This window comes from Heterorhizobium halophytocola (genome assembly GCF_017873095.1).
In the GTDB taxonomy this organism is placed as follows: Bacteria; Pseudomonadota; Alphaproteobacteria; order Rhizobiales; family Rhizobiaceae; genus Allorhizobium; species Allorhizobium halophytocola.
In genome coordinates this window covers 432,037-451,865 of the sequence record NZ_JAGGJU010000003.1, presented here as the reverse complement: position 1 = coordinate 451,865, position 19,829 = coordinate 432,037, and the positions used below count along the sequence as shown (strand labels likewise).

Here is a 19,829-nt window from a genome sequence, read left to right as displayed (position 1 = left end):
TTCTTCCCGGGGTACCGCGGCAGGCCGACATCGCGAGATGCGCGGCAAGGGACCCGATCCACATGGCAACAGGTGCGGAGAACCCGCACCTGTCGTGATCGCCGGATGACCCGGCATTTCTATCACGTCGTCCAGCGGACACATGTCCCTCTAGCCGTTCGGAATGCGCCTTGCGGCACGCCGATCAGCAGACACCCGTATCCGCGCCTCGCCTGGCCGAAAGACCCTCGGCCGAAGCGGGATATCAGATCAAAACGGAATGTCGTCGTCGAGATCGCGCGAAAAGTTGCCGGCGGCCGGCGCATTGCCACCCTGGCTGCGACCGCCGGACGCTCCGCCTCGTGCACCGCCGCCACCGCCGCCATTGCCGTAATCATCGTAGCCACCGCCGCCGCCACCGAAATCACTGCTGCCGCCGAAGTCGCCACCGCGACCGGCGCCACCGCCCTCGCCGCGACCGTCGAGCATGGTCAGCGTCGAGTTGAAGCCCTGCAGCACGATTTCCGTCGAGTAACGGTCATTGCCGCTCTGGTCCTGCCATTTGCGGGTCTGCAATGCGCCTTCGATATAGAGCTTGGCGCCCTTCTTCACATACTGTTCGACGACCTTGCAGAGGCCCTCGTTGAACACCACGATCGTGTGCCATTCGGTCTTTTCGCGGCGCTCGCCGCTGTTGCGGTCGCGCCAGGTTTCCGAGGTCGCCAGCCGTATATTGCCGATCGGACGACCGTCCTGCGTGCGGCGAATTTCGGGATCGGCGCCGACATTGCCGATGAGAATAACCTTGTTCACGCTGCCAGCCATTGCATTTACCTCACTGCCGCTTGCCACCGCGGCCTCTTATCTACACTCTGCTGCCACAATAGAGCATCGCATGCGCTAATTGGGGCGCGCCGGCAGACAATCCACAAAGAATAATGTTCTTTTTTTGTTCTACAATCTGTCTATAGTGAAGTCAAACCGAATCGCCTTTTCCAGAGGTTTTCGGCTAATGTCTCGACAGACGCATGTTGGTCCCTACATAAGTAGCGTTTCTCCCCCAGACAGGCAATGTGATGAGTGAACTGAAGACGATCTCCATTCGCGGTGCACGCGAGCACAATCTCAAGGGCGTCGACCTGGAACTGCCGCGCGACAGTCTGATCGTGATGACCGGGCTGTCCGGCTCGGGCAAGTCGTCGCTGGCCTTCGACACGATCTATGCCGAAGGGCAGCGGCGCTATGTGGAAAGCCTCTCGGCCTATGCCCGTCAGTTCCTGGAAATGATGCAGAAGCCGGATGTCGACCAGATCGACGGACTGTCGCCGGCAATCTCGATCGAGCAGAAGACGACCTCGCGCAATCCGCGCTCGACGGTCGGCACGGTCACCGAAATCTACGACTATATGCGCCTGCTGTTTGCCCGCGCCGGCGTGCCCTATTCGCCGGCGACCGGCCTGCCGATCGAGAGCCAGACGATCAGCCAGATGGTCGACCGCATCCTCGCCTTCGAGGAGGGCACGCGCCTCTATATCCTGGCGCCGATCGTGCGCGGCCGAAAGGGCGAGTACAAGAAGGAAATGGCCGACCTGATGAAGCGCGGCTTCCAGCGCGTCAAGGTCGACGGCCAGTTCTACGAGATCGCCGACGTGCCGACGCTCGACAAGAAATACAAGCACGATATCGACGTGGTCGTCGACCGTCTGGTCGTGCGCCCGGATATCGGCAGCCGCCTGGCCGACAGCCTGGAGACCTGCCTGCACGTGCTGGCCGACGGTCTGGCGATCGCCGAATTCGCCGACAAGCCGCTTCCGGCGGAAGAGACCTCCGCCGGCGGGTCGGCCAACAAGTCGCTGAACGAGACCCATGAGCGGGTGCTGTTCTCGGAAAAATTCGCCTGCCCCGTCTCCGGCTTCACCATTTCGGAAATCGAGCCGCGGCTGTTCTCGTTCAACAATCCGTTCGGCGCCTGCCCGACCTGCGACGGCCTCGGCTTCCAGCAGAAGATCGACGAGAACCTGATCATTCCCGAGACCGAACGCCGCCTCAACGACGGTGCCGTGGCACCCTGGGCCAAGTCGTCCTCGCCCTATTACAACCAGACGCTGGAGGGGCTCGGCAAGGCCTTCGGCTTCAAGCTCTCCAGCAAGTGGTCCGATCTGTCGGACAAGGGCAAGAAGGCGATCCTGCACGGCACCAACGAGAAGATCGAATTCAACTATGCCGATGGTGCCAGGACCTATACGACGTCGAAGACCTTCGAAGGCATCGTGCCCAATCTGGAGCGCCGCTGGAAGGAGACCGACAGTGCCTGGGCGCGCGAGGAGATCGAGCGCTATATGTCGGCGGCCCCCTGCCCGGCCTGCAACGGCTACCGGCTGAAGCCCGAGGCGCTGGCCGTCAAGATCGACGGCCTGCATATCGGCCAGGTGACGGAAATGTCGATCAAGGTCGCCGGCCACTGGTTCGAGACGCTGCCGGAGAAGCTGACGGCCAAGCAGAACGAGATCGCCACGCGGATCCTTAAAGAGATCCGCGAGCGCCTGCGCTTCCTCAACGATGTCGGGCTTGATTATCTCTCGATGTCGCGCAATTCCGGCACGCTATCGGGCGGCGAAAGCCAGCGCATCCGGCTGGCCTCGCAGATCGGCTCGGGCCTGACCGGCGTGCTCTACGTGCTCGACGAGCCGTCGATCGGCCTGCACCAGCGCGACAATGCCCGCCTGCTCGACACGCTGAAGCATCTGCGCGACATCGGCAATACGGTGATCGTCGTCGAGCACGACGAGGACGCGATCCTCAATGCCGACTATGTCGTCGATATCGGGCCTGCCGCCGGCATTCACGGCGGCCATGTGGTGGCCCAGGGCACGCCGCGCGAAATCATGGCCCATCCGAAGTCGCTGACCGGCAAATACCTGACCGGAGAGATGGGCGTCGCCGTGCCGGACAAGCGCCGCAAGCCGAAAAAGGGCCAGCGGCTGAAGGTCGTCGGCGCGCGCGGCAACAATCTGAAAAACGTCACCGCGGAAATCCCGCTCGGCGTCTTTACCGCCGTCACCGGCGTGTCGGGCGGCGGCAAGTCCACCTTCCTGATCGAGACGCTCTACAAGTCGGCGGCGCGCCGGATCATGGGTGCGCGCGAAAATCCGGCCGATCACGATAGGATCGACGGTTTCGAATTCATCGACAAGGTGATCGACATCGACCAGTCGCCGATCGGGCGCACGCCGCGCTCCAACCCGGCCACCTATACCGGCGCCTTCACGCCCATTCGCGACTGGTTTGCCGGTCTGCCGGAAGCCAAGGCCCGCGGCTACCAGCCGGGCCGTTTCTCGTTCAACGTCAAGGGCGGCCGCTGCGAGGCCTGCCAGGGCGACGGCGTGATCAAGATCGAGATGCACTTCCTGCCGGACGTCTATGTCACCTGCGACGTCTGCCACGGCAAGCGCTACAACCGCGAGACGCTGGATGTCGCCTTCAAGGGCAAGTCGATCGCCGACGTGCTCGACATGACCGTGGAGGAAGGTGTGGAATTCTTCCAGGCCGTGCCGGCGGTGCGCGACAAGCTGCAGGCGCTGTTCGACGTGGGGCTTGGCTATATCAAGGTCGGCCAGCAGGCCAACACGCTGTCGGGCGGCGAGGCGCAGCGCGTCAAGCTCGCCAAGGAACTGTCCAAGCGCTCGACCGGCCGCACGCTCTATATCCTCGACGAGCCGACCACCGGCCTGCATTTCCACGACGTCTCCAAACTGCTGGAGATGCTGCAGGAACTGGTAAAACAGGGCAATTCGGTTGTCGTCATCGAGCACAATCTGGAGGTCATCAAGACGGCCGACTGGATCATCGATTTCGGCCCCGAGGGTGGCGATGGCGGTGGCACGATCGTGGCCGAAGGCACGCCGGAAGACGTGGTCAATGCCGAGGCCTCCTATACCGGCCAGTTCCTGAAGGAGCTGCTGGAGCGGCGGCCGATGAAGAAGATCGAGGCGGCGGAGTAGTCCGGCGATGACCGCGTCCGCCCGCCTCGATGTCCGGCAAGCCGAAGCGAGCGATCTCGACTGGGTGCGGCGGACGACGACAGAGGCTTACGCAATCTATCTGCCGGTGCTGGGTTACCCGCCGGTGCCGGTCGACGAGGACTATGGGCCGCGCATCGGCCGCGGCGAGGTCTTCGTCTTTTCCCGCGCGGGGGCCGATCTGGGGCTGATGGTCGTCGAGGAGCATGACAGGCATCTGGAACTGTTCAGCATCGCAGTTGCGCCCGCCGGGCAGTCCGGTGGCGTCGGCCGGGCCATGTTGCAGTGGCTCGACGCGCGCGCGAAGGCGCTCGGCAAGGCAGAGATCCGGCTCTATACCAATGCGCGGATGGAGCGGAACATCGCCATCTACACGCGGTTCGGCTACCGCGAAACCGGGCGGCGGGCCAATCCGAAACGACCGCAGTTCACCATCGTCGACATGGTGAAACCGGTTGCGACCTAGATTTTTTCAAGAGGAGGTATTTGCATGACGAAGAGCGGCAAAATCCGCGCAGGCATCGGCGGCTGGACCTTCGAGCCGTGGGACACGAGTTTCTATCCGGAGAAGCTGGCGAAGAAGCGCCAGCTGGAATATGCCGCCGGCAAGCTGGCCGCGATCGAGGTCAACGGCACCTATTATTCAAGCCAGAAACCGGCGACCTTCGCCAAATGGGCTTCGGACGTACCCGACGGCTTCGTCTTTTCGCTGAAGGCCAGCCGCTATTGCACCAATCGCAAGGTTCTGGCCGAAGCGGCGCCATCGGTCGAGAAATTCGTCACGCAAGGCATAGCCGAGCTCGGCGACCGGCTCGGTCCGATCCTCTGGCAGTTCATGGGCACGAAGAAATTCGAACCCGACGATTTCGAGGCCTTTCTTGCGCTGTTGCCGCGCGAGATCGACGGCATCAGGCTGCGCCACGTGGTCGAGCCCCGGCATGACAGCTTCAAGGTGCCGGAATTCGTCGCCATGCTGCGCAAGCATGACGTGGCGGCGGTCTGCGCCGACCATGCCGACTATCCGATGTTTGCCGATGTCACCTCCGATTTCGTCTATGCCCGGCTGCAGAAGGGCTCCGACGACACGCCGACCTGCTATCCGACGAAGGATATCGCGACCTGGGCCAGGCGCTTCGAAACCTATGCCGCCGGCGGCGTTCCGGACGATCTCGACCTGATCGACACGGACCGCAAGGTTGAGGTAAAGCCGCGCGATGTCTTCGCCTTCTTCATTCATGGCGGCAAGGTCAATGCGCCCAATGGCGCCCAGGCTTTGCAGAAGACCCTCGGCTGAGCGCTGAGGGGCTCGGGGGAATGCGCAGGACGGTTTTTTGCTTTTTGCGGATCCGGCGCTATGCTGCGCGATTGCCGATCGGCGGGTAGGCCCGCTGCCGGTAAATCCAGCGTCGCGCATCTTTCGCGGTGCAACATCGTCGCTGCAGCGGTATTTCAAGCGTGCACACGGCGCCCCGTCGGCAACCCGCCGATGCGGCGGCGCCTATGGCCATCGTCGCGATCCGTCATGGCCGCGGCGCCAAGGAGCAGATCATGTCGGGCATTGTCGTTTTCATCAATCTTGCGGGCGCCGTCGCACTTCTGCTGTGGGCTACGCGCATGGTGCGAACCGGCATCGAGCGCGCCTATGGCAGCTTCCTGCGCCAGAAGCTGAAAAAGGCGATCGCCAACCGCATGACCGCCGCCTTTGCCGGCTTCGGCTTTGCCGTGGCGCTGCAAAGCGCGACCGCGGTCGGCCTGATCATTTCCTCCTTCGTCGCCGGCGGCTATGTCAGCTCGACGATCGGGGTGGCAACTCTGCTGGGTGCCGATTTCGGCTCGGCCTTCATCGTGCGCGTGCTGCGCTACGACCTGACGCTGATGGTGCCGCTGCTGCTGCTGGCCGGAACCATCGCCTTTCGCATGTCGGAGGAGCGCAACTGGCGCCAGATCGGCCGCATCCTGTTCGGCCTCGGGCTGCTGCTGCTGTCGCTCGAACTGATCGGACGCGCCTCCGATCCGCTGCGGTCGAGCGAGGTCGTGCCGATGGTCTTCAACTATCTCGCGCAGGACTGGATATCCGCCTTCATCATCGCGGCGATACTCGCCTGGGCCTTTCATTCCAGCGTCGCCTCGATCCTGCTTGTCGCGTCCCTGGCCGACCGCCACCTGCTGCCGCCGGCGCTGATCATCCCACTGGTGCTGGGAATCAATTTCGGCGCGGCGGTGATCGCCGCCATCCTGACCAAGAATGCGGAGGGTGCCGCACGCGTCGTGCCGGCCGGCAATGTCGTCATCCGCGGCCTGATGGCGATCCTGGCGCTCGGCCTGCAGATGTTGCTGCAGATCGACCCGCTGCTGTTCTCCTCCAATCCGGGCGATGCGGTGGTCTATGTGCATCTCGCCATCAACGCGGCGGTCGTCGTGCTCGGCCTGCCCTTTGCCGGGCTGGTCGCCGGCTGGATGCAGCGCCTCCTGGTGCCGGCTGCCAACGACAATGCACCGCCCGTGCCGCGGCTTTCGGCGCTCAACCCCGACGACCTTAAGACGCCGCCCCAGGCGATCTCCAACGCGACGCGCGAAATCTTCGGCGTCTGCCAGAAGACCGAGACCATGCTGGTGTCGATATTCGACCTCTTCGACCGCTATGACGGATCGCTGGACCGGCGCATCGCCGCCCTCGACGACCAGATCGACCTCGATCACCGGGAGATCAAGTTCTACCTCGCGCGGATCTCGGAACATGCGCTGGACGAGGCCGCGGCCACCCGCTCGCAGGACCTGCTGGGAACCGTGATCAAGCTGGAACAGGCCGCCGACATCATCGCGCAGAACATGCTGACCCGGGCGCGCAAGAAGCATGAGCGCAAGGTGGTGTTCTCGCCGGAAGGCTGGGCCGAGCTGACGGCGCTGCACAGCGAAGTCGCCAGCAATGCGCGGCTTGCCTTCAACCTCCTAGTCAACCGCGACGTGGAACATGCCCGCCAGCTCGCCACCCGCAAGGAGGCGGTGCGCAACCTGGTGCGGATCAGCGAGGAACGGCATCTGCAGCGCCTGCGGGACGGCAACGAGCTGAGCTTTGAATCGAGTTCGCTGCATATCGACACCATGCGCGACCTGAAGGAGATCAATTCGCTGCTGGCGGCGATCGGTTATCCGCTGCTGGAGGGCGAAGGCCTGCTGCGGCGAAGCCGCCTGCTCTGAGGCGCATCAGCCGGCGAGCAATCCGGCCAATGCCGGACCGATCGCGCCGACCAGATCCTCGGCCGTAAGGCCTGCCCCGAGCCGGCCGCCGGCATCGCCGTGCAGCCAGACGCCGGCCGCCGCCGCCTCGAAGGCCGGCATTTTCTGCGCCAGCAGGGCGCCGATGATGCCGGCCAGCACATCGCCGGAACCGGCCGTGGCGAGCCAGGGGGGGGCGTTGGCGTTGATCAGCGCGCGGCCGTCCGGCGCGGCAATCACCGTGTCGGCGCCCTTGTAGACGATCACCGCATTGGCGCGGCTGGCCGCCGCCCGCGCCTTCTCCACCTTGCCGAGGCTTCGATCGCCGGCGATGTCGGCAAAAAGCCGGGCGAATTCCCCCTCGTGCGGGGTCAGCACCCGTTGCCCCTGCTCCTCTCCCCTCTCCTGCCGGAAGGCATCGAACAGCGATTGCGGGTCCTCGCTGAAACTGCTGATGCCGTCGGCATCGAGCACCAGCGCCCGGCCTGAAAGCGCCAGGGCAAAGGCGCGCGCCCTTTCGCCGATGCCGAAGCCGGGTCCGAGGACGAAGGCCGTCAGGCGCTTGTCCTCCAGCACGCCCTCCAGGCCATCGAGATCATCGATCCGCTTCAGCATCACCGCCGTCAGCTGGGTCGCCAGAACCGAAAGAGCGTTGCCGGGTGCGGCAATGGTGACGAGGCCGGCGCCGGTCCGGAGGCCCGCGGCTGCCGACAGCCGCCCCGCCCCGGTCGCGCTCGGCCCGCCGGAAAACACCATCAGGTGGCCGCGCACGAATTTGTGCTGCGCCGTCTCGGGCCGCGGCAGGCTTGCCTGCCAGACAGCCGGCCCGTTCTCCGCCAGCCGCCCCGCACAGGCAGCGACGATCCGTGCGGGAATGCCGATATCGGTGACGGTGACGTGACCGCAAAGGTCGCGGCCGGGCAGCAGCAGATGGCCGGGCTTGCGCGCCATGAAGGTGATCGTGTGCTGCGCGCGAAGCGCCGCCCCCATCACCCTGCCCGTTCGCCCGTCAATGCCGGACGGCAGATCGACGGCGACGACCGGACATTCCGCCTCATTCACCGCCTCGACCAGGGCCTTCACCTCGCCCTCCAGCGGCCGGGCAAGGCCTGCCCCGAACAGGGCGTCGATCACCACATCGCCATCTGCCTTACCACCATCGGGCCGGTAGGCGGAAAGCGGCGCGCCATTGATTTTGCAATTCCGGTGCGCCCTCTCGGCGTCCCCCTTCAGCCTGTCGGGGTCGCCCAGGTAAAACAGCGCCACCGGCACCCCGCTCTCTGCCAGCACCCGCGCCGCGACATAGCCGTCGCCGCCGTTATTGCCGGGGCCGCAAAGCACCACGGCGCGCTCAAGAACCGGGAAATGGCGCAGCACCTCGGCCGCGACGGCACGACCGGCCTGCTCCATCAGGCCATAGGATGAGAGCCCCGACAAAGCCGCCCGCCTGTCGGCTTCGGCCATCTCGTCGGGGGCAAGCAGAGTGTGCGACGGGATCAACATGCGGCCCATCTAAGCTGGTTAGGCGATGCGCCGCAAGCCGGCACTGCCGCGCGCCGACGACATGTTTTTGCTTATATTTTTCCCATTTGCCCATTGTTTAATCTGTTTTGACGATCCATGACGCAGTGCAACAAGAGGACAAACCGTCAAATCAGCGAAAAACCCGGTTTGATCATAAAAAATAGGCAGGACCGTCTGGCCTTTTCATTCGGATTGGTGAAGATTTGCAGCGGCCCGGTTGAACCGTTGTCCTCTTGCCATCGCCAGATGGCAGAACTGGCACATTCCATGCATCCAACCGGGCGAGCGGGGAATCCCCTGCGACATTGAGGGAACGGAGAGACATTTTCTCATGAAGAAGATCGAGGCGATCATCAAACCTTTCAAGCTGGACGAAGTGAAGGAAGCCCTTCAGGAAGTCGGCTTGCAGGGCATCACCGTGACCGAAGCCAAGGGTTTCGGGCGTCAAAAGGGCCATACCGAACTCTACCGGGGCGCGGAATATGTCGTTGACTTCCTTCCCAAGGTAAAAGTGGAAGTGGTCCTGGCCGACGAGAATGTCGATGCCGTCATCGAGGCCATCCGCAATGCGGCGCAGACCGGCCGTATCGGGGACGGAAAAATCTTCGTTTCCAACGTCGAAGAAGTCGTCCGCATCCGTACCGGTGAAACAGGCGTCGACGCCATATAACAACAAGCCGGACCAGGGAACGGACACCATCGTCACATCACCCAAGGAAACCGATACATGACGACTGCAAACGAAATCCTCAAGCAAATCAAGGACAACGACGTCAAATTCGTCGACCTCCGCTTCACCGATCCGAAGGGCAAGCTGCAGCATGTGACGATGGATGTCGTCTGCGTCGATGAAGACATGTTCACCGACGGCGTCATGTTCGACGGTTCCTCGATCGGTGGCTGGAAGGCCATCAACGAGTCCGACATGGTGCTGATGCCCGACCCGGCGACCGTGCACATGGACCCGTTCTTCGCCCAGTCGACCATGGCAATCATGTGCGACATCCTCGACCCTGTTTCGGGCGAGCCCTATAACCGCGATCCGCGTGGTACCGCCAAGAAGGCCGAGGCCTATCTCAAGGCCTCCGGTATCGGCGACACCGCCTTCTTCGGCCCGGAAGCCGAGTTCTTCATCTTCGATGACGTGAAGTACAAGGCCGACCCCTACAATACCGGCTTCAAGCTCGATTCGTCGGAACTGCCGTCGAACGACGACACCGACTACGAAACCGGCAATCTGGGTCACCGTCCGCGCGTCAAGGGCGGCTATTTCCCGGTGCCGCCGGTCGACAGCGCTCAGGACATGCGCTCGGAAATGCTGACGGTCCTGTCCGAAATGGGCGTCACCGTCGAGAAGCATCACCATGAAGTGGCGGCCGCCCAGCACGAGCTCGGCATCAAGTTCGACACCTTGGTGCGCAATGCCGACAAGATGCAGATCTACAAATATGTCGTGCATCAGGTCGCCAATGCCTATGGCAAGACCGCGACCTTCATGCCGAAGCCCGTTTTCGGCGACAACGGCTCGGGCATGCATGTGCACCAGTCGATCTGGAAGGACGGCAAGCCGACTTTTGCCGGCGACGAATATGCAGGCCTGTCGGAAAGCTGCCTCTATTACATCGGCGGCATCATCAAGCATGCCAAGGCGCTGAATGCCTTCACCAACCCGTCAACCAACTCCTACAAGCGCCTGGTCCCGGGCTATGAAGCGCCTGTGCTGCTCGCCTATTCGGCCCGCAACCGGTCTGCCTCCTGCCGCATTCCGTTCGGCTCGAACCCGAAGGCCAAGCGCGTCGAGGTCCGTTTCCCCGACCCGACGGCCAACTCCTATCTGGCCTTTGCCGCCATGCTGATGGCCGGCCTCGACGGCATCAAGAACAAGATCCACCCTGGCAAGGCCATGGACAAGGATCTCTACGACCTGCCGGTCAAGGAGTTGCGGAAGATCCCGACGGTCTGCGCCTCGCTGCGCGAAGCACTTGAGAGCCTCGACAAGGATCGCAAGTTCCTCACCGCCGGCGGCGTGTTCGACGACGACCAGATCGACGCCTTCATCGAGTTGAAGATGGCCGAGGTGCAGCGCTATGAAATGACGCCGCACCCGGTCGAGTACGACATGTACTACTCGGTCTGATCGACCAATCGCCGGCCCGCCTGTCGGGCCGCAAAAAATCAACCGGCGGGCCGCGAGGCTCCGCCGGTTTTTTATTGGGCGAACGGGTTATCGTCACATCTTGAGACGTTGCCTCAGCAAGTCGAGATACTGGTCGTTTCCGATCGTTGCCGGCGCTTCCGGCTTCCTGGTACATTTCGGCGCATAGTCGACCGTCATGCCCACCTCCACGCAGGAGCCGACCTGCCAACCGGGCGGCAGCGCCGAAAGATCGACGGTCTTCCACTTCGGATGACCGGTCTGCTTGAGCGTGTCGAGACCATTCAGGATGAGGCTGGAAAAATCCGAGACGGTCGTGCAGCTATCGCGGTGATAGGCGTTCTTCTTCGGATCGTAATCATAGGTCATCAAAACGGCCTTCACGGCGACCAGATCGACGGGGTCCTTCTGGAACGCGTAGGTGCCGGCCGGAATGCTGGCGGCGGTATAGGTCGCAAGCAGCGGCGCCTCGGTGATCGGCAACAGATGGAAGTTGGCCGCATCGATATCGGCGTCGGCAAATAGCGAGGCGGGCGCGCCGGCGACGTAGAAGAAAGCGTCGATCTCGCCCGAGAGAAGCTTTGGCAGCGCCTGGTCCGGATTGAGAGGCAGGCGCTCGGCGTCGTTGACCTGCAGAATATCGAGGATCAGCGAGGCCGTGAGATAGGTACCGCTGTCTTTTACCCCGATGGCCACCTTTTTGCCGGCGAGATCCCGCACGCCGCTAATGTCGGCGCGCGCGAGCACATGGACTTCCTCGTTGTAGAGCGGGAACATGATCCGCACGCCGCGCACCGCATCCTGCACCTCGGCGTCATTGGCCTCATAGGTCTTCAGATATTCCAGCACGTCGCTCTGAACGATACCGAACTGGGTGTTGCGGCGGTTGCGCACGCCGACGAAATTTTCGAGCGAGCCGGCGCTTTCCACGACATTGAGCGTCAGTCCGCATTCCGCGCCCAGCGCAGCGATATCCTTGCCGATGCGAATATAGGTGCCTGTCGGGCCCCCGGTCATGATGTTGCGCTCGAATTCGGCGCCGTTCGCCATCGTCGCGGCCATCAATCCGGCGGTCACGACAATCAGGCGGACGAGAGTGGTGAAGGCGTTCACGGGATCATGTCCTTTCGTCGACCGCCGCTATCGAGATCGCGGATCGGAATACGCAAGGCGAGGACCGGCAGTCGCCAAAGCGCTGCCGGTTTTTTCGTCGTCCCCGCCTCCCGATGCGGGCTGCGGTGGATTATTCCTTCAGGTGCTTGCGCAGCAGGTCGAGATAGGCCTGGTTGGCGCTATCGTCGGCAGGTGCCTTGGTGCACTGGACTTCGTAGTTCGGGTCCAGGCCCTTGCGGACGCAGTCGCCGATTTCCCAGCCATTCGGAATTTCCGTCAGGTCGATGTCCTTCCACTTCGGGTGACCGGTGCGGCGCAGTTCGTCGATATTGTCGACGATCAGCTTGGTGAAGTCGGCCACGGTCTTGCAGGACTTCTGGTAATAGGCGTTCTTCATCGAGCCGTATTCATAGGTCATGATGACCGTCTTGACGGCGATGGTCTCGACCGCATTGGGCTGGAACTTGTAGGTGCCGGCCTTCAGCGTCGTCGGCTTGTAGCTTGCCTTCAGCACACTTTCGGTGATCGGCACCATGTGGAAGCGCTCGTCCAGGCGGCCGTCGGCCAGCGCATCGACCGGCGCACCGGCAACGCGGATCAGCGCGTCGATCTCGCCTTGGCGCAGCAGTTCGATCATGTCGTCGTTGGAACCCTTGACCAGTTCGCTCGGCTTAACATGCAGGATGTCGAACATCAGCTGGCCGGTAAGGTTTGCGGCACTGTCTTCCGGGCCGACACCCACGCGGCGGCCGGCAAGATCGGCCAGCGAATTGATGCCGGAGCGGGCAACGACCTGCACTTCGGCATCATAGAGCGGCAGCATGATACGCATGCCCTGCACCGCCGAACGCACATCGGCGTTCTGGCTCTGATAGGAATTCATGTAGTTCAGAACGTCGCCGGCGACGATCCCGAACTGGGTGTTGTGACGGTTGCGCACGCCGAAGAAGTTTTCCAGCGAGCCACCGGACTGGACCAGGTTCAGGTCCAGGCCGCATTTCTTGCCGAGCTTTGCAATGTCTTCGGCGAACGGCCAATGGGTGCCGCCGGGCTTGCTGGCCATAATATTGCGTTCTGGTTCTTCCGCCCGGACGAGGCTGGGCGCAAGGCCGGCTACCAAGGTCAGAGCAAGGACCGAAAGGGTCGCTAATTTCACAGTACACCTTTGATTTTAATTAACAATCACTATTGAGATCACGGATCAGGTTGCGCAGGGGAACCACCGGAACGGGGTTGCCGAACAGCTCTTCGAGACTGGTCGCCACACACTCGCCGGCCATCAATTGGCGTTTCAGTCCGTCCCGCTCACTGGTGGAAACGTCGTCGAGGCCGGTGGCCTTCTGCATGGCCGCTTCGACCGTCTCGGCGCTGCGTCCGGGCCTGCCCTGCTTGGTGGAAGGGCTATTGGCCGTTGCACCCGCAGACCCGGCACTGTCGCTCTGCGAGACGACGGAGGAGCCGAGCTGGCTGGACGACCTTTCCATGATCTTCTGGACACTTGGATTGATCGTGCGCTGGCTATCTGTATGCGCACTATCGGAAGACGCCGAATTGGTCACAGGTATGAAGCGACCGGAGGCATCATTGGCCGGAGCGAAATTGCTTTCGGCTTCGACGAGATTGGCATCCGGCTGGCTGGCAAGCTCATTGACCTTGCGCTGCATGAGGTCGGCGGGTGGCGTTGCAACGGCAATGCTTTCGGCTGTGGCCTGCTTCTGCTGTGCCGCGGTCAACTTGGCTTCGGCAGCCGTCTTGGCCTGCACGGCCTCTGCTGCCCGCTCCTCGGCATTGGCGATCCGCTCATTGAAGGCGCGCTGCGCCGTCTCCTGCTCTCGCGCGCTGATTTCGGATTGCTGCTGGAGCTTGTCGACCTGCTTGCGCAAGGCGGCGACTTCGTTCTGCGCCTCCTTGGCAGCCGCCGCCCACTTGATCCGCTCGGCGGCAAGCTTGGCGTCACTGTCGGCTTTTGAAACAGTATTTCCGCTCACCGTCGACGGCTGCGGGGCCGCTGCCGGCGGCGTCCGTGACAGGTCGTAATAGTTCATGATGGCAGCTCCCGCGATGAAGGCCACAGGCACAGCCATGCCCATGGCAAGCGGAATCATGCTAAATTTGCCGCGCGAACCTGCGCTGACTTCGTCTTCTTCGTCCCAACGAGTACGCAATTACATTACCCCTTGTTAATTGGGCTTTTTGTAACCAAGCTGGCTTCAATCAGCAACTTCGAATTAGCTGTTTGTCTTAAAACCGCCTATTTTCGGTTAACAGCGTTAGTGGCTACTTGATTTATCTGTAAAAAATTTCGAAAATCTTATAAAACCTTGAAAATATCTCCTCCTTGAGTTACAGTACAGCCCCATATCAACCAAAAGTTGATCGTTTCTTAGCATTGCTGTTATAGTTCCTCATAAACAAGCTTCTTTCAAGCCTGTTCCTCCGCAAGGACGGTGACATTGGCATTATGGCGTTTTTCAGCCAGGCGCCCGGTAGTGCGGCGTTTTTGATCGAGATCCCGGCCAATTTGGCCAGCCGTGCCGTCAGTGACCCCGTCAGCGGCTCGTCCACCAACCCTTCCGGGATCGTTATTTGGTAGCACACCCCTGTCGGGCCCTACCCTGCCGCGCAGCGAATGGCCGTGGGCTCTACCGGCGTATTTCCCTTAGAAACGATGAGGTCCGAGCCCCGCTGCAACCCGGCCTGGCGTAAGGGAGAGTCATATAACGTTATGTCCGGACCGTCCCTGAGCCCTTGATCTGGCGAGCAAAATCCCCAAATCTTGTAGGGAAAGGAACAAGCACCATGAAACAACGCACCGCAAAATTTGGCATCGGCGACGTCGTGAAGCACAGGATCTTCCCGTTCCGCGGCGTGGTGTTCGATGTGGACCCGGAATTCGCCAACTCCGAGGAATGGTGGAATTCTATCCCCGACGAGGCCCGTCCGGAAAAGGACCAGCCCTTCTACCATCTGCTCGCCGAAAACGAGGAGTCGGAATATGTCGCCTATGTCTCGGAGCAGAACCTGATCCCGGACGAGAGCGCCATTCCGTTGCGGAATTCGCAGATCGGGCAGATCTTCGTCATGGAAGACGCAGGCCATTATCGTCCGAAGGCGAATTTCGCCCACTGACGGTTGCCGGACCCGGCGTACGCCAGCGTGCCGCTAGTGAAAACGACAAAGGCCCGGGCGTTTCCGCCCGGGCCTTTGTCGTGGAATGGTCGCGATAAGCGGCCCTATCAGTTGCCCTGCTTGGCGTCCTGCTGGGCTTTTTCCAGCGCGGCGCGGCTGGCGTCGGCCTTCTTCTGCATCATTTCCTGCAGCAGTTTCTGGCGCTGTTCGGCCTGCGACTGCGAGATCGGCTGGCCGTCATAGGCGCCGGTAAAGCCGCTCAGCGAAATCTTGATCGGGTTCGGGGCGCGGCGAACATTGATCGAGGTGAAGACCACTTCGCCACCCTTCTTCAGATTGGCAATGGTCTCGTCGGTCAGCGGAATTTCCGCCGTGCAGCGATCCGGAAGGCAGACGGCATAGTCGAGCTTCTGGCCCTTGCCGCCGTCGATCTGCATCTGGATGCCCGGGGGCAGGATGCGCGCGGTCGGCACGGTCACCTGCATGAACTTGCGGTTCACCTTGCCGGTGACGTCGATCAGGCCGACGGCGGTGATCAACTGGCCATTCTGCGCCAGGACCTGGTTCTGCACGATGCAGACATCGGACTCTTCCTGCTTGCTGCAGGTCTTGAACCAGCCCTGCGGCGGCTTTTCCTGCGACGCTGCGTCCTGGGCGGTGGCTACGCCAGCGGTGCCTCCGGCAAACGACAGGACAAGGGCGGAAAGCGCAGTCCGCAGCGAAAGGGTTTTGTTCAGTTTCATAACTAAATCCGTCTCCTGAAACTCGGGGTGAATCGCAAACTGACGATCCAGAATTGACCCGATCCTTGCGCCGTCACCTGTAGGGAAAATGAGGCAAAGAAATGACCTGGGTCATCTGAGGCATTCAGTTACAATGCAGGGACCGGAATTTCCAGCTTTTCTTTATCCGCAGCCGCCCTGGCGCCACGATCCCGCATTATCCGGGGGCCGACGCTGCCAATATGGGACGGCCGTGCTAAGCTTTTAAAACCGTGCATGCGCGATTCCGAACAGAAAGACGAAAGGCCGCCTCTTGCGACAGATCCTTGCTGCCACCCTTCTCCTTTGCGCCGGCCTGCCGGCGTCGGCATCGGCCGAAACGCTCGGTGGCATCGCGATGCATGGCGCCCCGGCGCTGCCTTCAGACTTTCAGCATTTTTCCTATGCGGACCCGAACGTCAAGAAGGGCGGCAAGATCGCCTATGGGGTGGTCGGCACCTTCGACGCGCTGAACCCCTTCGTGCTGAAAGGCATGCGCACAAGCGCCCGCGGCATCTGGGACCCGGAATACGGGAATCTCTTCTATGAATCGCTGATGCAGCGGAGCTCAGCCGAACCCTTCAGCCTCTATCCGCTGCTCGCCGAAAGCGTCGAATGGGACGACGACCGCAGCTATATCCAGTTCAACCTCAACCCCAAGGCGCACTGGAACGACGGCGAGCCGGTGACGGCCGACGACGTGATCTTCTCCTTCAACCTGCTCGCCGACAAGGGTCGCCCGCCCTATTCGAGCCGGATGAAGGTGATCGACAAGATCGACAAGATCGACGAGCACACCGTGCGCTTCACCTTCAACGACCAGGCCAACCGCGAGACACCGCTGCTGATCGCCATGTCGCCGGTGCTGCCGAAGCACGCGATCGATCCCGACAGCTTCGACCAGTCGTCGCTGGAAAGCCGCGTCGCCTCCGGCCCGTACAAGATCAAGTCGCTGCAGCCAGGCGAGAAGATCACCTGGGAACGCGACCCAAACTATTGGGGCAAGGACATTCCCTCCAAGGTCGGCTTCGACAATTACGATGAAATTTCGGTGTCCTACTTCCTCCAGGATTCCACCCTGTTCGAGGCCTTCAAGAAAGGCAATGTCGATGTCTATCCCGACGGCAGCGCCGGTCACTGGGAGCGGGCCTACGATTTTCCGGCCGCCAGCGCGGGCGACGTGGTGAAGGAGGAATTCAAGTCCGGCCTGCCGACCGGCATGCTCGGCTTCGTCTTCAACACGAGACGGCCGATCTTTGCCGACGAGAAGGTGCGCGAAGCCCTGTCGATCGCTTTCGACTTCCACTGGCTGAACAAGAACCTGTTCGACAGCGCCTATCAGCGCACCGAAAGCTTCTGGCAGAATTCCGCGCTCGGCGCCTATGGCAATGCGGCCAATGACAGCGAACTTGCGCTGCTGGGCGATGCCGCCAAAGCCATGCCGCCGACGCTGCTCGAGGGTGAATACACGCTTCCGGCCAGTGACGGCTCGGGCGCAGACCGGAAGAACCTGCGCGCGGCGGTCAATCTGCTGAAACAGGCGGGCTACACGATCAAGGGCGCGAAGATGGTCGACAAGAATGGCCGCCAGCTCGCTTTCGAGGTGATGACCCAGAGCCCCGATCAGGAAAAGATGGCGATCGCCTACCAGCGCACCTTGCAGCTGATCGGCGTCGCCATGGCGATCCGCACCGTCGACGACGCCCAGTACCAGGCCCGCTCCAACAGCTTCGACTATGACATGATCGTCAAGTCCTACACCTCCTCGCTGTCGCCGGGGGCCGAGCAGTTTAACCGCTGGGGTTCCGCCTCGCGCGATGCGCAGGGCTCCTTCAACTATGCCGGCGTTGCCGATCCGAATGTCGACAAGGCGATCAACGCGCTGGTCGATGCGCGCAGCCAGGAGGATTTCGAGGTCGCCGTGCGGGCGCTCGACCGCCTGCTGGTCGCCGGCCACTATGTCGTGCCGCTCTACCATGTCGACAGCCAGTGGGTGGCGCACTGGAAGCATATCGGACATCCGGACGAGACGCCGCTCTACGGCTACCAGCTGCCGGTCTGGTATGACGCGAGCGCACAGAAATAGCCACGACCCCGCTCAAAAACGAACCATCGGCGATTGAAGTTGCGGTGGCGATGACCTACCTCGTCGACCAATCCAACGCCTGGCTCGCCCACGCTTTACGTGCCTGAAAGGACCCATCATGGCCCGCATCACCATCGATATCGTCTCCGACGTGGTCTGCCCATGGTGCTATCTCGGCAAGGCCAGGCTCGATCTTGCGATCGCCGATGTCCAGGACGAGATCGGCATCGACGTCAACTGGCGTCCCTACCGGCTCAATCCGGACTATCCGGCCGAAGGCGTCGACCACCAGACGGTGCTGGCCGAAAAGCTCGGCGGCAAGGCGGCGATGGACGAGGCACATGCCAAGCTTGCAGCGCTCGGCGAGGAGGTCGGGATAAACTTCGACTTCGCCGCGATCAAGGTCGGCCCGAACACGCTCGATGCCCACCGCCTGATCCACTGGGCCGGCACCGAGAGCCGCGAACATCAGGACACGGTCGTATCCGCCCTGTTCAGGGCCAATTTCGAGGAAGGCCGCAATATCGGCGACCGCGCCGTTCTGCTGGAGATTGCCACGGCGGCCGGGCTCGATGCGGCGCTGATCGGCCGCCTGCTCGACAGCGATGCCGATGCGGACCACGTCTTGGCCGAGATCGAGGCTGCCCAGAAGATGGGCGTCAACGGCGTGCCCTTTTTCATTCTCGACCAGCAATATGCGGTCTCCGGCGCCCAGCCGCAGCAGGTGCTCGCCAGTGCCTTCCGGGAGCTGGCCGAAGAGAAGAGTGCAGCGCACAATAAACTGAATTGACGCGCAGGACCTGCGGTCCTAAGCAGGGCATCACGCCTCCCCCCATCGTCAGGGATCTCGTCCGTGCGCGCCGACAGCATTTTCACCGGTATCCTGATCGCCTTTGCAGGTTTTGCCGCCTATTCGATCTCCGACGCCTCGGTCAAGCTCATCGAGGGGCGGATCACGCCTTATGAATCCGGCTTTTTCGGCGCGCTGTTCGGCATAGCCTGCCTGCCCTTCCTGTTGCGGAAAGGCGACCGCTATGTCGACATGTTCCGCACCAACAACTGGCCGCTGTGGATCGTCCGCTTCTTTGCCTCGGGCGTCGGGATCATCGGATCGGTCACCGCCTTTACCCATCTGTCGATGGCCGAGGCCTTCTGCCTGATCTTCCTGCTACCGTCCTTCGTGACGATCATGAGTGTCGTGTTCCTGAAGGAGACGGTCGGGGTCCGGCGCTGGGGGGCGGTGGCGATCGGCTTCCTCGGCGTGCTCGTGGTCCTCCGGCCCGGCTTTCGCGAATTGTCGATCGGCCATCTGGGCGCGATCTTCGCCGGCATGGGCGGCGCCTTGTCGATCGTCATCTACCGCGCGATCGGGCCGAGCGAGAAGAATATCTCGCTGTATGGCGCCGGCCTCTGGGGCGGACTGGTGATCTGCGGTATCGCGATGATCCCGGACTATGCGACGCCGGTCGGCAGCGACTGGCTGCTGCTGGCCGCCTATGGCATCCTGGGCGGCGTCGGCAATATCTTCATGATGTTCGCCGCAGCCCGGGCGCCCGCGGCCGTCATCGGTCCGATCCAGTACAGCCAGATGCTCTGGGCGATCGCGTTCGGCTACCTGATCTTCGGCGACCATATCGACCTGCCGATGGTCGCCGGCATCGTGCTGATCGTCGGCTCGGGCCTTATGACCATCGCCCGCGAACGCGTCCGCGACGTCGCCCTGCCCCCGTCGGTCGGCCCGAATGCCGAAGGCGCGCTGGCGATGGTGCCGGAAGACGAGAGCACTGAAGGCTAGCGCAGGAGGCGCCCGTCGCATCGACACGCGCGGCAAAGTCCGGTTCTATCCG

16 protein-coding genes are annotated in these 19,829 nt (G+C 62.3%); 10 read left to right on the top strand and 6 right to left on the bottom strand.

Going from position 1 to position 19,829, the window contains the following annotated elements; all coding sequences use genetic code 11:
* Positions 1 to 249: 249 nt before the first annotated feature.
* A complete protein-coding gene (locus J2Z17_RS07645; RefSeq protein ID WP_209943706.1) occupies positions 250 to 804 on the bottom strand; it encodes a single-stranded DNA-binding protein in 555 nt (184 codons plus the stop codon).
* Positions 805 to 1,055: 251 nt separating this feature from the next.
* Here J2Z17_RS07645 and uvrA point away from each other — a divergent pair, with 251 nt between their 5' ends.
* The 4 genes from uvrA to J2Z17_RS07625 all read left to right on the top strand — a co-directional run bounded on the left by uvrA (position 1,056) and on the right by J2Z17_RS07625 (position 7,196).
* Positions 1,056 to 3,980 (top strand): excinuclease ABC subunit UvrA, encoded by a 2,925-nt coding sequence (gene uvrA / locus J2Z17_RS07640; protein ID WP_209943704.1) that lies wholly within the window; start codon positions 1,056 to 1,058, stop codon positions 3,978 to 3,980.
* A 7-nt stretch (positions 3,981 to 3,987) separates the two neighbouring features.
* Positions 3,988 to 4,464: a GNAT family N-acetyltransferase gene (locus J2Z17_RS07635; RefSeq protein WP_209943702.1), complete on the top strand. Its 477-nt coding sequence runs from the start codon at positions 3,988 to 3,990 to the stop codon at positions 4,462 to 4,464.
* Positions 4,465 to 4,488: 24 nt separating this feature from the next.
* The gene (locus J2Z17_RS07630) at positions 4,489 to 5,292 is read left to right on the top strand and encodes a DUF72 domain-containing protein (RefSeq protein WP_209943700.1); all 804 of its coding nucleotides are present in this window, start codon (positions 4,489 to 4,491) and stop codon (positions 5,290 to 5,292) included.
* A gap of 206 nt (positions 5,293 to 5,498) precedes the next feature.
* The gene (locus J2Z17_RS07625) at positions 5,499 to 7,196 is read left to right on the top strand and encodes a Na/Pi cotransporter family protein (RefSeq protein ID WP_245223921.1); all 1,698 of its coding nucleotides are present in this window, start codon (positions 5,499 to 5,501) and stop codon (positions 7,194 to 7,196) included.
* 6 nt (positions 7,197 to 7,202) lie between these two features.
* Here the strand turns inward: J2Z17_RS07625 and J2Z17_RS07620 are convergent, their stop codons facing one another.
* Entirely contained in the window at positions 7,203 to 8,717 is a 1,515-nt protein-coding gene (locus J2Z17_RS07620) for an NAD(P)H-hydrate dehydratase (protein WP_209943698.1), read from the bottom strand.
* Positions 8,718 to 9,069: 352 nt separating this feature from the next.
* Between J2Z17_RS07620 and J2Z17_RS07615 the strand changes: the two genes are divergently transcribed.
* On the top strand, positions 9,070 to 9,408 hold the full coding sequence (locus J2Z17_RS07615; protein WP_029618203.1) for a P-II family nitrogen regulator: 339 nt from the start codon (positions 9,070 to 9,072) through the stop codon (positions 9,406 to 9,408).
* Between the two features lie 57 nt (positions 9,409 to 9,465).
* Complete coding sequence (glnA, locus tag J2Z17_RS07610; protein ID WP_209943696.1) at positions 9,466 to 10,875, top strand: type I glutamate--ammonia ligase; 1,410 nt, start codon at positions 9,466 to 9,468, stop codon at positions 10,873 to 10,875.
* A 93-nt stretch (positions 10,876 to 10,968) separates the two neighbouring features.
* Here glnA and J2Z17_RS07605 read toward each other — a convergent pair whose 3' ends face one another.
* The 3 genes from J2Z17_RS07605 to J2Z17_RS07595 form a co-directional block, all read right to left on the bottom strand.
* Positions 10,969 to 12,006, bottom strand: coding sequence for a TAXI family TRAP transporter solute-binding subunit (locus J2Z17_RS07605; RefSeq protein ID WP_342454382.1), 1,038 nt, complete (start codon positions 12,004 to 12,006; stop codon positions 10,969 to 10,971).
* Between the two features lie 130 nt (positions 12,007 to 12,136).
* Complete coding sequence (locus J2Z17_RS07600) at positions 12,137 to 13,162, bottom strand: TAXI family TRAP transporter solute-binding subunit (RefSeq protein ID WP_209943695.1); 1,026 nt, start codon at positions 13,160 to 13,162, stop codon at positions 12,137 to 12,139.
* Between the two features lie 19 nt (positions 13,163 to 13,181).
* On the bottom strand, positions 13,182 to 14,051 hold the full coding sequence (locus tag J2Z17_RS07595; protein ID WP_209943693.1) for a hypothetical protein: 870 nt from the start codon (positions 14,049 to 14,051) through the stop codon (positions 13,182 to 13,184).
* A gap of 754 nt (positions 14,052 to 14,805) precedes the next feature.
* Between J2Z17_RS07595 and hspQ the strand changes: the two genes are divergently transcribed.
* Positions 14,806 to 15,135 carry a heat shock protein HspQ gene (gene hspQ / locus J2Z17_RS07590; RefSeq protein WP_209943691.1) on the top strand — a complete coding sequence of 110 codons (330 nt, stop codon included), beginning with the start codon at positions 14,806 to 14,808 and terminating at the stop codon, positions 15,133 to 15,135.
* Positions 15,136 to 15,242: 107 nt separating this feature from the next.
* On the opposite strand, the gene J2Z17_RS07585 is transcribed toward hspQ, so the two are convergent.
* The gene (locus J2Z17_RS07585; RefSeq protein WP_209943689.1) at positions 15,243 to 15,878 is read right to left on the bottom strand and encodes an invasion associated locus B family protein; all 636 of its coding nucleotides are present in this window, start codon (positions 15,876 to 15,878) and stop codon (positions 15,243 to 15,245) included.
* 292 nt (positions 15,879 to 16,170) lie between these two features.
* Between J2Z17_RS07585 and J2Z17_RS07580 the strand changes: the two genes are divergently transcribed.
* The 3 genes from J2Z17_RS07580 to J2Z17_RS07570 all read left to right on the top strand — a co-directional run bounded on the left by J2Z17_RS07580 (position 16,171) and on the right by J2Z17_RS07570 (position 19,777).
* Positions 16,171 to 17,982, top strand: coding sequence for an extracellular solute-binding protein (locus J2Z17_RS07580; RefSeq protein WP_245223920.1), 1,812 nt, complete (start codon positions 16,171 to 16,173; stop codon positions 17,980 to 17,982).
* A 118-nt stretch (positions 17,983 to 18,100) separates the two neighbouring features.
* Positions 18,101 to 18,772: a DsbA family oxidoreductase gene (locus J2Z17_RS07575; RefSeq protein ID WP_209943687.1), complete on the top strand. Its 672-nt coding sequence runs from the start codon at positions 18,101 to 18,103 to the stop codon at positions 18,770 to 18,772.
* Positions 18,773 to 18,835: 63 nt separating this feature from the next.
* Positions 18,836 to 19,777: a DMT family transporter gene (locus J2Z17_RS07570; RefSeq protein ID WP_209943685.1), complete on the top strand. Its 942-nt coding sequence runs from the start codon at positions 18,836 to 18,838 to the stop codon at positions 19,775 to 19,777.
* The last annotated feature ends 52 nt before the right edge of the window (positions 19,778 to 19,829 follow it).

Bases quoted from the DNA above. Each gene is read 5' to 3' on its own strand.
- J2Z17_RS07635 (WP_209943702.1), top strand. From the start codon at position 3,988: ATGACCGCGTCCGCCCGCCTCGATGTCCGGCAAGCCGAAGCGAGCGAT.
- hspQ (WP_209943691.1), top strand. From the start codon at position 14,806: ATGAAACAACGCACCGCAAAATTTGGCATCGGCGACGTCGTGAAGCAC.
- J2Z17_RS07575 (WP_209943687.1), top strand. From the start codon at position 18,101: ATGGCCCGCATCACCATCGATATCGTCTCCGACGTGGTCTGCCCATGG.
- J2Z17_RS07585 (WP_209943689.1), bottom strand. From the start codon at position 15,878: ATGAAACTGAACAAAACCCTTTCGCTGCGGACTGCGCTTTCCGCCCTT.
- glnA (WP_209943696.1), top strand. From the start codon at position 9,466: ATGACGACTGCAAACGAAATCCTCAAGCAAATCAAGGACAACGACGTC.
- J2Z17_RS07630 (WP_209943700.1), top strand. From the start codon at position 4,489: ATGACGAAGAGCGGCAAAATCCGCGCAGGCATCGGCGGCTGGACCTTC.
- J2Z17_RS07625 (WP_245223921.1), top strand. From the start codon at position 5,499: ATGGCCATCGTCGCGATCCGTCATGGCCGCGGCGCCAAGGAGCAGATC.
- J2Z17_RS07615 (WP_029618203.1), top strand. From the start codon at position 9,070: ATGAAGAAGATCGAGGCGATCATCAAACCTTTCAAGCTGGACGAAGTG.
- J2Z17_RS07620 (WP_209943698.1), bottom strand. From the start codon at position 8,717: ATGTTGATCCCGTCGCACACTCTGCTTGCCCCCGACGAGATGGCCGAA.
- J2Z17_RS07645 (WP_209943706.1), bottom strand. From the start codon at position 804: ATGGCTGGCAGCGTGAACAAGGTTATTCTCATCGGCAATGTCGGCGCC.
- J2Z17_RS07595 (WP_209943693.1), bottom strand. From the start codon at position 14,051: ATGAACTATTACGACCTGTCACGGACGCCGCCGGCAGCGGCCCCGCAG.
- uvrA (WP_209943704.1), top strand. From the start codon at position 1,056: ATGAGTGAACTGAAGACGATCTCCATTCGCGGTGCACGCGAGCACAAT.